Genomic DNA, 11,871 nt, shown 5'->3' on the forward strand with positions numbered 1-11,871 from the left:
GGTCTCAAGCACACACGGGAGCCCAGGGACACCCCAGGCACAAGGTCAGAGCGTACCTACCGCATCGGCTCCGGTCAAAACAAATGCACACGCGCTGGACACACCAACCCGGAGCATAGCCGCAGGGCGGCCACCCCGCCATGGGGTGACCGCCCTGCGAACAGATTCGCGCCTGCCGGCCGGTGTCTACTGGTTGTACGGACCGTAGTCGTAGTCTTCCAGCGGGACCGCCTGGCCGGAGCCGGTGCCGAAGGGCGAGTAGTCGATGTCGTCGTAGCCGACGGCCGAGTACATCGCGGCCTTCGCCTCCTCGGTCGGCTCGACCCGGATGTTGCGGTAGCGGGACAGGCCCGTACCGGCCGGGATGAGCTTACCGATGATGACGTTCTCCTTGAGGCCGATCAGGGAGTCCGACTTGGCGTTGATCGCCGCGTCGGTGAGCACCCGGGTCGTCTCCTGGAAGGACGCCGCCGACAGCCAGGACTCGGTCGCCAGCGAGGCCTTGGTGATACCCATCAGCTGCGGACGGCCGGAGGCCGGGTGGCCGCCTTCCTGGACCACACGACGGTTCTCACCCTCGAAGCGCGTACGCTCCACCAGCTCGCCCGGCAGCAGCTCCGCGTCGCCGGACTCGATGATCGTGACCCGGCGCAGCATCTGCCGGATGATGATCTCGATGTGCTTGTCGTGGATCGACACACCCTGCGAGTTGTAGACCTTCTGGACCTCGCCGACCAGGTGCACCTGAACGGCGCGCTGGCCGAGGATGCGCAGCACGTCGTGCGGGTTGGTGGCACCCACGGTCAGCGCCTGGCCGACCTCGACGTGGTCGCCCTCGCCCACCAGCAGACGGGCCCGCTTGGAGACGCCGTAGGCGGTCTCGTCGGAACCGTCGTCCGGGGTGACGACGAGCTTCTTGGTCTTCTCGGTCTCCTCGATCCGGACGCGGCCGGCCGCCTCCGAGATCGGCGCGACGCCCTTGGGCGTACGGGCCTCGAAGAGCTCGACGACACGCGGCAGACCCTGGGTGATGTCGTCACCGGCCACACCACCGGTGTGGAAGGTACGCATCGTCAGCTGGGTGCCGGGCTCACCGATGGACTGGGCGGCGATGATGCCGACGGCCTCGCCGATGTCCACCAGCTTGCCGGTCGCCAGCGAGCGGCCGTAGCACATGGCGCAGGTGCCGACGGCGGACTCGCAGGTGAGCACCGAGCGGGTCTTGACCGTCTCCACGCCGTGCCGGACCAGCTCGTCGATGAGCACGTCGCCCAGGTCGGTGCCGGCCGGGGCCAGGACCTTCCCGTCCACGACGATGTCCTCGGCGAGGCAGCGCGCGTACACGCTGGTCTCGACGTCCTCGGTCTTGCGCAGCACGCCGTCCGCGCCCTTGGTCGCGATCGCCAGCTTGAGGCCGCGCTCGGTGCCGCAGTCCTCCTCGCGAATGATCACGTCCTGCGAGACGTCCACCAGACGACGGGTCAGGTAACCCGAGTCGGCGGTACGCAGGGCGGTGTCCGCGAGACCCTTACGGGCACCGTGGGTGGAGATGAAGTACTCCAGCACGGAGAGACCCTCACGGAACGACGCCTTAATGGGCCGCGGGATGGTCTCGTTCTTCGCATTGGACACCAGACCACGCATACCGGCGATCTGACGCATCTGCATCATGTTTCCGCGCGCGCCCGAGTCGACCATCATGAAGATCGGGTTGGTCTTCGGGAAGTTCGCGTTCATCGCCTCGGCGACCTCGTTGGTCGCCTTGGTCCAGATCGCGATCAGTTCCTGGGTGCGCTCGTCCTTGGTGATCAGACCGCGCTCGTACTGCTTCTGGACCTTCTCGTCCTGCGCCTCGTAGCCCGTGATGATGGCCTTCTTGGCCTCGGGCACGACGATGTCGGAGATGGCGACGGTGACACCGGAGCGGGTGGCCCAGTGGAAACCGGCCGCCTTCAGGTTGTCCAGGGTCGCCGCGACGATCACCTTGGGGTAGCGCTCGGCGAGGTCGTTGACGATCTCGGAGAGCTGCTTCTTGCCCACCGAGTAGTCGACGAACGGGTAGTCCTCGGGCAGCAGCTCGTTGAAGAGCGCGCGGCCCAGCGTGGTGCGCAGCCGGAAGCTGTCGCCCTGCTGCCAGGCGGGCTCGCCCTCTTCCGGAGCCGGCGGGGTCCAGCCGCGGGGCGGGACGGTGCCGATCGGGAAGCGGATGTCGATCTTCGCCTGGAGCGACAGCTCCCGGGCGTCGAACGCCATGATCGCCTCGGCGCTGGAGCCGAAGGACCGGCCCTCGCCGATGACCTTGCGCTCCTCCTCGTCGGTGGTGAGGAAGAACAGACCCAGCACCATGTCCTGGGTCGGCATGGTCACCGGCCGGCCGTCGGCCGGCTTGAGGATGTTGTTCGAGGACAGCATCAGGATGCGGGCCTCGGCCTGGGCCTCCGCGGACAGCGGCAGGTGCACGGCCATCTGGTCACCGTCGAAGTCCGCGTTGAACGCGGTGCAGACGAGCGGGTGAATCTGAATGGCCTTGCCCTCGACCAGCTGCGGCTCGAAGGCCTGGATGCCCAGACGGTGCAGGGTCGGCGCACGGTTCAGCAGCACCGGGTGCTCGGCGATGACCTCTTCGAGCACGTCGTACACGACCGTGCGGCCGCGCTCGACCATGCGCTTGGCCGACTTGATGTTCTGCGCGTGGTTGAGGTCCACCAGACGCTTCATCACGAACGGCTTGAAGAGCTCCAGCGCCATGGCCTTGGGCAGACCGCACTGGTGCAGCTTGAGCTGCGGGCCGACGACGATGACGGAACGGGCCGAGTAGTCGACGCGCTTACCGAGCAGGTTCTGACGGAACCGGCCCTGCTTACCCTTCAGCATGTCGCTGAGGGACTTCAGCGGACGGTTACCGGGACCGGTCACCGGGCGGCCGCGGCGGCCGTTGTCGAACAGCGCGTCGACGGCCTCCTGCAGCATCCGCTTCTCGTTGTTCACGATGATCTCGGGGGCACCGAGGTCGAGAAGACGCTTGAGGCGGTTGTTCCGGTTGATCACACGGCGGTACAGGTCGTTCAGGTCGGAGGTCGCGAAGCGGCCACCGTCCAGCTGCACCATCGGACGCAGGTCCGGCGGGATCACCGGGATGCAGTCCAGCACCATGCCGTTGGGGCTGTTGCGGGTCTGCAGGAAGGCGGAGACGACCTTGAGGCGCTTGAGCGCACGGGTCTTCTTCTGGCCCTTGCCGGTCCGGATGATCTCGCGGAGCTTCTCGGCCTCCTCGTCGAGGTCGAAGGACTCCAGGCGCTTCTGCAGGGCAGCGGCGCCCATGCCGCCCATGAAGTACGTGCCGAAGCGGTCGCGCAGCTCGCGGTAGAGCAGCTCGTCGCCCTCCAGGTCCTGGACCTTGAGGCTCTTGAAGCGGTTCCACACCTCGTCGAGACGGTCGATCTCGCGCTGGGCGCGGTCGCGCAGCTGCTTCATCTCACGCTCGGCGCCCTCGCGCACCTTGCGGCGCACATCGGCCTTGGCACCCTCGGACTCCAGGTCGGCGAGGTCGGCCTCGAGCTTCTTGGCGCGGGCCTCCAGGTCGGCGTCGCGGCGCTGCTCGATCTGCTGGCGCTCGACGGAGACGTGGGCCTCCAGCGAGGGCAGGTCGCGCGTGCGGCGCTCCTCGTCCACCCACGTGATCATGTAGGCGGCGAAGTAGATGACCTTTTCGAGGTCCTTCGGGGCGAGGTCGAGCAGGTAGCCCAGACGGCTGGGCACGCCCTTGAAGTACCAGATGTGGGTGACGGGAGCGGCCAGCTCGATGTGGCCCATCCGCTCACGGCGCACCTTGGCGCGGGTGACCTCGACGCCACAGCGCTCACAGATGATGCCCTTGAAGCGGACGCGCTTGTACTTGCCGCAGTAGCACTCCCAGTCCCGGGTCGGACCGAAGATCTTCTCGCAGAAGAGTCCGTCCTTTTCGGGCTTCAGGGTGCGGTAGTTGATGGTCTCCGGCTTCTTGACCTCGCCGTGGGACCACTGACGGATGTCGTCAGCAGTGGCGAGGCCGATCCGCAGCTCGTCGAAGAAGTTGACGTCGAGCACTTGTCGTCAATCCCTCTTTCAGGGTCGTGTCTTCGGGTCTGACTGGGGGTCCGGGGAGAGGCCGGGGCGGTGCGTACGAGCCGCCCCGGCCAGACCCGTCAGACCTCTTCGACGCTGCTCGGCTCGCGCCGCGACAGGTCGATGCCGAGCTCCTCCGCAGCGCGGAAGACGTCCTCGTCGGTGTCGCGCATCTCGATGGACATGCCGTCGCTGGACAGCACCTCCACGTTGAGGCACAGGGACTGCATCTCCTTGATGAGCACCTTGAAGGACTCGGGGATGCCGGGCTCGGGGATGTTCTCGCCCTTGACGATGGCCTCGTAGACCTTCACGCGGCCGGTGACGTCGTCGGACTTGATGGTCAGCAGCTCCTGGAGGGCGTACGCGGCGCCGTAAGCCTCCAGCGCCCACACCTCCATCTCTCCGAAGCGCTGGCCACCGAACTGAGCCTTACCGCCCAGCGGCTGCTGGGTGATCATCGAGTACGGGCCGGTGGAGCGGGCGTGCAGCTTGTCGTCCACCAGGTGGTGCAGCTTGAGGATGTACATGAAGCCGACCGAGATCGGGTCCGGGAACGGCTCGCCGGAGCGGCCGTCGAAGAGCCGGGCCTTGCCGGAGGGCTGGACCAGGCGGTCCCCGTCGCGGTTCGGGATCGTCGCCTCGAAGAGACCGGCGATCTCGTCCTCACGGGCACCGTCGAAGACCGGGGTCGCGACGTTGGTGCCGGGCTGGACCTCGTCGGCGCCGATCGCCTGCAGCCGCTGCATCCACTCCTCGGAGCCCTCGACCTTCCAGCCGCGGGAGGCCAGCCAGCCGAGGTGGATCTCCAGCACCTGTCCCGGGTTCATTCGGGACGGCACACCCAGGGGGTTGAGGATGATGTCGACCGGGGTGCCGTCCTCCAGGAACGGCATGTCCTCGACCGGCAGGATCTTCGAGATGACGCCCTTGTTGCCGTGGCGGCCGGCGAGCTTGTCACCATCGGTGATCTTGCGCTTCTGCGCGACGTAGACGCGGACCAACTGGTTCACGCCGGGCGGCAGCTCGTCGCCCTCCTCGCGGTCGAAGACGCGGACGCCGATGACCTTGCCGATCTCGCCGTGCGGCACCTTCAGCGAGGTGTCACGGACCTCACGGGCCTTCTCACCGAAGATCGCGCGCAGCAGGCGCTCCTCCGGGGTCAGCTCGGTCTCACCCTTCGGGGTGACCTTGCCGACCAGGATGTCGCCGGCGACGACCTCGGCACCGATGCGGATGATGCCGCGCTCGTCGAGGTCGGCCAGGACCTCCTCGGAGACGTTCGGGATGTCCCGGGTGATCTCCTCGGGGCCGAGCTTGGTGTCCCGGGCGTCGACCTCGTGCTCCTCGATGTGGATCGAGGAGAGGACGTCGTCCTGCACCAGCCGCTGGCTGAGGATGATCGCGTCCTCGTAGTTGTGGCCCTCCCACGGCATGAACGCGACGAGCAGGTTCTTGCCGAGCGCCATCTCGCCGTCCTCGGTGGACGGGCCGTCGGCCAGCACCTGGCCGGTGATGACGCGGGCGCCCTCATCCACGACGACCTTCTGGTTGAAGGAGGTGCCCTGGTTGGAGCGGGAGAACTTGGCCACCCGGTAGGTGGTGTAGGTGCCGTCGTCGTTGGCCACCGTCACGTAGTCGGCGGAGACCTCCTGGACGACACCGTCCTTCTCGGCCTTGATGACGTCGCCGGCGTCGACCGCGCAGCGGTACTCCATACCGGTGCCGACCAGCGGGGACTCCGCCTTGATCAGCGGCACGGCCTGACGCATCATGTTCGAGCCCATGAGCGCGCGGTTGGCGTCGTCGTGCTCGAGGAAGGGGATCATGGCGGTCGCGACCGACACCATCTGGCGCGGCGAGACGTCCATGTAGTCGACCTCGGAGCCCGGCACGTAGTCGACCTCGCCGCCACGGCGGCGGACCAGGACCCGGTTCTCGACGTAAGTGTTGTCGTCGGCCAGCGGCGCGTTCGCCTGGGCGATGACGAAGCGGTCTTCCTCATCGGCGGTGAGGAAGTCCACCTTGTCGGTGACGACACCCTCGTGGACCTTGCGGTACGGGGTCTCGACGAAGCCGAACGCGTTGACCCGGCCGTAGGAGGCGAGCGAGCCGATCAGACCGATGTTCGGGCCTTCCGGCGTCTCGATCGGGCACATGCGGCCGTAGTGCGAGGGGTGCACGTCACGGACCTCGAAGCCGGCCCGCTCACGGCTCAGACCACCCGGGCCCAGCGCCGACAGGCGGCGCTTGTGGGTCAGACCCGACAGCGGGTTGGTCTGGTCCATGAACTGCGACAGCTGGCTGGTGCCGAAGAACTCCTTGATGGAGGCGACGACCGGCCGGATGTTGATCAGGGTCTGCGGCGTGATCGCCTCGACGTCCTGGGTGGTCATCCGCTCGCGGACGACGCGCTCCATACGGGCCAGACCGGTGCGGACCTGGTTCTGGATCAGCTCGCCGACGTTCCGCAGGCGGCGGTTGCCGAAGTGGTCGATGTCGTCGGTCTCGACGACGATCATGTCGCCGGCCTCGCCGACCGTCTCGGTCTCCCCGGCGTGCAGCTTGACCAGGTACTTGATGGTCGCGATGACATCGTCGGTGGTCAGCACGCCGGCGTCGAGGGGGGCGTCCGCGCCGAGCTTCTTGTTGACCTTGTACCGGCCGACCTTGGCGAGGTCGTAGCGCTTGGGGTTGAAGTACAGGTTCTCCAGCAGCGTCTGGGCGGCCTCACGCGTCGGCGGCTCGCCCGGGCGCAGCTTGCGGTAGATGTCGAGCAGCGCGTCGTCCTGGCCCTGGGTGTGGTCCTTCTCCAGGGTGGCGCGCATGGACTCGTACTCGCCGAACTCCTCGAGGATCTGCTCGGTGGTCCAGCCGAGCGCCTTGAGCAGGACGGTGACGGACTGCTTGCGCTTGCGGTCGATACGGACACCGACCATGTCGCGCTTGTCGATCTCCATCTCCAGCCAGGCACCCCGGGACGGGATGATCTTGGCCGAGAAGATGTCCTTGTCGGACGTCTTGTCGATGGAGGAGTCGAAGTACACACCCGGCGAGCGGACCAGCTGCGAGACGACGACACGCTCGGTGCCGTTGATGCAGAAGGTGCCCTTCGGGGTCATGAGCGGGAAGTCGCCCATGAAGACCGTCTGGGACTTGATCTCACCGGTCTCGTTGTTGGTGAACTCGGCGGTGACGAAGAGCGGCGCGGCGTACGTGAAGTCGCGCTCCTTGCACTCGTCGATCGAGTTCTTCGGCGGCTCGAAGCGGTGATCACGGAAGGTCAGGGACATCGACCCGGAGAAATCCTCGATCGGGGAGATCTCCTCGAAGATCTCTTCCAGACCGGACTTGGTGGGGACGTCCTGACCGCTGTCCAGCGCAGCCTCGACGCGAGCCTTCCAGGCGGCATTGCCGAGCAGCCAATCGAAGCTCTCGGTCTGCAGTGCAAGGAGGTTCGGAACCTCGAGCGGTTCCTTGATCTTCGCAAAGGAGATGCGCAGCGGGGCGGTGCTGGCGCCGTTGTTCGTATTGGCAGTCGAGGCGTTGCGCGAGGCGGCCAAGAGGGGGTCCTTCCGAGGGCTCGGACTCACTACGCGCGTACCGGTCCCACCGCGAACCCATGGACGAAATCCCTGGTCAGGGCGTTTTCATCGGCAGTGCTCAAAGGTGGGCATGCCCCTGGTGACGGGCAGGGAGCAGCTAACAGGCAGCGCAAAGGGTCAGTGTAGCCACTTGGCACACTGATGTCCAGCGCCGAGTTTCTGAGACCGGCAGTGCCAATCTCTCCCTCCGGTGAGGGGCGCGCCCCTCGTTGTCCTTCACACGCCTGTCCGGCAGTCATCGCGCTTCGCCAGCGCATTTCGATACTGCCCGCTTCGCCGACGATCCATGCCTCGGACTTACGGATCGGTGTGACGTCGCGTCCCGAGAATTGCGCGCTGCGTGCCGTTCGTCAAGGCCCCCCACTCCGGCGAGATCGTCACAGGGCGTGGCGACGAGCAACGAAGATCACCATACCTGCCGGAACCGGAAAGTCAGCGTAGCCGTCACAAGAACACCGAAGGGCGACCACCCCAACGGGTGATCGCCCTCACGGCACAGCGGGTCATCCGACCCGTGAGATCACTTGACCTCGACCGAGGCGCCGGCGCCCTTGAGGGACTCGGCGGCCTTGTCCGCGGCCTCCTTGTTGACCTTCTCCAGGACCGGCTTCGGGGTGCCGTCGACGAGGTCCTTGGCCTCCTTCAGACCCAGGGAGGTCAGCTCACGCACGACCTTAATGACCTGGATCTTCTTGTCGCCGGCGCCGGTGAGGATGACGTCGAACTCGTCCTTCTCCTCCTCGGCCTCGGCGGCGGCCGGGGCACCCGGGGCACCGGCGGCGACGACGGCGGCCGGGGCGGCGGCGGTGACGTCGAACTTCTCCTCGAAGGCCTTCACGAACTCGGAGAGCTCGATGAGGGTCATCTCCTCGAACTGCGCGAGCAGGTCGTCCTGGCTGAGCTTCGCCATGATGGCGGTCCTTCCACTAGTTCGGCAGGTGCCGGATGAAAATGGTGGCGGGCTTCTTCCGGGCCCGCTGCGACCGGGGCCGAGTTACTCGGCGGCCTCGGCCTCGGCGGGAGCCGGCTCGCCGGCACCGCCCTGCTCGACCTTGCTGCGAAGCGCCTCCGCGGTGCGGATGAACTTCGACAGCGGGGCCTGGAAGAGCGCGGCAGCCTGGGACTGCTTGCCCTTCATGGCGCCCGCCAGCTTGGAGAGCAGCACCTCGCGGGACTCGAGGTCCGCGAGCTTCTTGATCTCGTCGGCGGACAGCGCCTTGCCATCAAGGACACCGCCCTTGATGACGAGAGCAGGGTTGTCCTTGGCGAAGTCACGGAGACCCTTCGCCGCCTCGACCGGGTCACCGGTCACGAAGGCGACGGCCGACGAACCTGTGAACAGGTCGTCGATCTGGTTGATCCCGGCCTCGTTGGCCGCGATCTTGGTCAGCGTGTTCTTCACCACACGGTACTGGGCGTTCTCACCGAGCGAACGGCGCAGCTCCTTGAGCTGTGCGACGGTGAGACCGGTGTACGCGGTCACAACGGCGCCGTTCGAGGTGCGGAACTTCTCCCGCATCTCGTCGACGGCGTCGACCTTGTCGGGACTCGCCATGAGCCTCGGCCTCCTTCCGGGTGATGAGGACCGCATCGGCCTGAAGGAAGGAGACTGAACAACGCGAAAACGCCCCGGCGCAGGCGCACGGGGCGTGACTCGACCGCACGGACCCAGGGCCCGTTCGGGAGTACTACCACAGTCACCTGCGCGGGTCGTCCGCAGCTAGCGGATCCTTCAGCCGCCGTAATCCCCTTGCGGAGACACAGCGACAACCAGCGGTCTTTGGCTTCTGCAGCAGATTACGCGAACGGGCCGCGCCCGGGCAAATCAGCTACCGCTGACCCCCCTGCAGCTTCTGGAAGTCCACGGTCTGCGAGGCCGGCGGCTCCTCGACCGTGACCTTGGTGCCGTAGTCCGAGTAGAAGACGGTCGAGTCGTAGGGGCCGCTCTTGCTCTTGGCCTGCTCACGCTTCTTCACGAGCAGGTTCTTGCTGTCGATCCACAGGTCGATGGTCTCGGTCTTCATACCGGACTGCTCCATCTGCTTCTGCAGGGCGTCCAGATCCGACTGACTCACGTCCGTGGACTGCATCTTGGCCAGCTCGGAGACCTCGACGGTGCCGGTGTAGTGGGTGGCCCGGGAGCCCTTGACGCTCTCCGAGCCCACCTTCTTCACCTTGCCCGAGGCCATCAGCAGCTGCACCGAGCGCGACGGGTTGTTGTGCTGCATCTGGTCCTTGAGGAAGGCACCGGAGGCGCCCGTCTGCTTGGCGAACGCGTCGTAGTCGTACTTGATCCAGCTCTTGCCGCCGGTCTGTGCGGTGACGCCCTGGCCGAGGTTCACGAACATCGCGTCCGGCGTGTAGCGGGCCTTCATGGGCTCGCCCGCCCCCGGCGAGGAGCTGGTGGCGCCGCCCTTCTGCGTCATGACCATGTCGGCGCGCATGCCGTCGGACCAGTCCATCGCGCCGTTCATGTTCATGTTCATCGGGCCGTTCTGCGTGGTGCCCTCGACCTTGGCCGAGTGCGCCTGATCCGTGCGCTCCGAGGCGAGCTTCAGCGCCGCCAGCGGGCTGCCCACCGACTGGCCGCCGCTGTCACCCTTGCCGCCCGCCTTGTCGCCGTCGGACTTGTCGCTCCCGCACGCGGTGAGCCCGGCCATCAGAACAACGCCACAGGCAGCGATCACGCATCGCACGCCCACATGAGTACCGCGCACGGTTCCCCCTTATTTTTCTTTTACGACTGTCAGTTGAACCCTATCCAGGGCCACCGACAGCAACGCGCCGGGCCCCCGCCTCTCTCCACGAGATGCGGGGGCCCGGCGGTTCCGGTCAGGGAAGGGCTCAGACGGCCTCGTCCTCGACCAGCAGGTTGCGGGTGCGGTTGGCGTCCAGCGGGATGCCGGGACCCATCGTCGTGCTCAGGCTCGCCTTCTTGATGTAGCGGCCCTTCGCGGCGGACGGCTTGAGACGGTTGATCTCCTCGAGCGCCGCGGCGTAGTTCTCCACCAGCTGCGTCTCACCGAACGACACCTTGCCGATGATGAAGTGCAGGTTGGAGTGCTTGTCGACGCGGAACTCGATCTTGCCGCCCTTGATGTCCGTGACGGCCTTGGCCACGTCCGGGGTGACGGTGCCGGTCTTCGGGTTCGGCATCAGACCACGCGGACCGAGCACCCGGCCCAGGCGGCCGACCTTGCCCATGAGGTCCGGGGTGGCGACGACGGCGTCGAAGTCCAGACGGCCCTTGGACACCTCGTCGATGAGCTCGTCGGAGCCGACGATGTCGGCGCCGGCGGCCTCCGCGGCCGCAGCACGGTCACCGGTCGCGAAGACCAGGACCCGGGCGGTCTTACCGGTGCCGTGCGGCAGGTTCACGGTGCCGCGGACCATCTGGTCGGCCTTGCGCGGGTCGACGCCCAGGCGCATGGCGACCTCGACGGTCGCGTCGAACTTGCTCGGGGAGGTGTCCTTCGCCAGGCGGACGGCCTCGAGCGGGGCGTACACGCGCTCCCGGTCGATCTTGGCGTCCGCAGCGCGGAGGGACTTGCTGCGCTTGCTCAACTCTGCTCCAGATGTCTGTGTTCGGAGTCGTGGTCCGGACCGCGCATTGGCCCTGCCACGGTGGTGCTACGGGGTGGCTGTCAGCCCTCGACCGTGATGCCCATGGAACGGGCGGTGCCGGCGATGATCTTCTCGGCGGCGTCCAGGTCGTTGGCGTTCAGGTCGGGCATCTTGGTGGTGGCGATGTCGCGGACCTGGTCGCGGGTGATCTTGGCGACCTTGGTCTTGTGCGGCTCGCCGGAGCCCTTCTCCACGCCCGCGGCCTTGAGGATCAGCTTCGCGGCCGGCGGAGTCTTGGTGATGAAGGTGAAGGAACGGTCCTCGTAGACCGTGATCTCCACCGGCACGACCATGCCGCGCTGCGACTCGGTCGCGGCGTTGTAGGCCTTGCAGAACTCCATGATGTTGACGCCGTGCTGACCCAGCGCGGGGCCGACCGGCGGGGCCGGGTTCGCGGCGCCGGCCTGGATCTGGAGCTTGATCAGCCCCGTGACCTTCTTCTTCTTGGGAGGCATGCTCTCTCCGGGTCCTAGTGAGAGGTGGTCCGCCTCCACTCCGGGTCATCCGGATGGAGGCATACCGCACAACGATAACGGGT

General features: G+C 66.8%; 7 protein-coding genes. All 7 read right to left on the reverse strand.

What is annotated here, in order from left to right; all coding sequences use genetic code 11:
* Positions 1-186 precede the first annotated feature (186 nt).
* The 7 genes from ACFZCY_RS12955 to rplK all read right to left on the reverse strand — a co-directional run bounded on the left by ACFZCY_RS12955 (position 187) and on the right by rplK (position 11,788).
* The gene (locus ACFZCY_RS12955) at positions 187-4,086 is read right to left on the reverse strand and encodes a DNA-directed RNA polymerase subunit beta' (RefSeq protein WP_391171849.1); all 3,900 of its coding nucleotides are present in this window, start codon (positions 4,084-4,086) and stop codon (positions 187-189) included.
* Between the two features lie 98 nt (positions 4,087-4,184).
* Positions 4,185-7,667, reverse strand: a complete 3,483-nt coding sequence (gene rpoB, locus ACFZCY_RS12960) for a DNA-directed RNA polymerase subunit beta (RefSeq protein ID WP_361483048.1) — start codon at positions 7,665-7,667, stop codon at positions 4,185-4,187.
* A gap of 562 nt (positions 7,668-8,229) precedes the next feature.
* On the reverse strand, positions 8,230-8,619 hold the full coding sequence (rplL, locus tag ACFZCY_RS12965) for a 50S ribosomal protein L7/L12 (protein ID WP_179935980.1): 390 nt from the start codon (positions 8,617-8,619) through the stop codon (positions 8,230-8,232).
* An 84-nt stretch (positions 8,620-8,703) separates the two neighbouring features.
* Positions 8,704-9,264, reverse strand: coding sequence for a 50S ribosomal protein L10 (gene rplJ / locus ACFZCY_RS12970; protein WP_055556071.1), 561 nt, complete (start codon positions 9,262-9,264; stop codon positions 8,704-8,706).
* Between the two features lie 274 nt (positions 9,265-9,538).
* On the reverse strand, positions 9,539-10,369 hold the full coding sequence (locus ACFZCY_RS12975) for a hypothetical protein (RefSeq protein WP_391171853.1): 831 nt from the start codon (positions 10,367-10,369) through the stop codon (positions 9,539-9,541).
* Between the two features lie 184 nt (positions 10,370-10,553).
* Positions 10,554-11,273 (reverse strand): 50S ribosomal protein L1, encoded by a 720-nt coding sequence (rplA, locus tag ACFZCY_RS12980; RefSeq protein WP_055556067.1) that lies wholly within the window; start codon positions 11,271-11,273, stop codon positions 10,554-10,556.
* An 80-nt stretch (positions 11,274-11,353) separates the two neighbouring features.
* Positions 11,354-11,788: a 50S ribosomal protein L11 gene (gene rplK / locus ACFZCY_RS12985; RefSeq protein ID WP_009715899.1), complete on the reverse strand. Its 435-nt coding sequence runs from the start codon at positions 11,786-11,788 to the stop codon at positions 11,354-11,356.
* Positions 11,789-11,871: the final 83 nt, after the last annotated feature.

Source organism: Streptomyces sp. NPDC007983, assembly GCF_042958345.1.
GTDB lineage: Bacteria > Actinomycetota > Actinomycetes > Streptomycetales > Streptomycetaceae > Streptomyces.

Coding starts and splice junctions, on each gene's coding strand:
- rplK (WP_009715899.1), bottom strand. CDS start 11,788: ATGCCTCCCAAGAAGAAGAAGGTCACGGGGCTGATCAAGCTCCAGATC.
- ACFZCY_RS12975 (WP_391171853.1), bottom strand. CDS start 10,369: ATGGCCGGGCTCACCGCGTGCGGGAGCGACAAGTCCGACGGCGACAAG.
- rplJ (WP_055556071.1), bottom strand. CDS start 9,264: ATGGCGAGTCCCGACAAGGTCGACGCCGTCGACGAGATGCGGGAGAAG.
- rplL (WP_179935980.1), bottom strand. CDS start 8,619: ATGGCGAAGCTCAGCCAGGACGACCTGCTCGCGCAGTTCGAGGAGATG.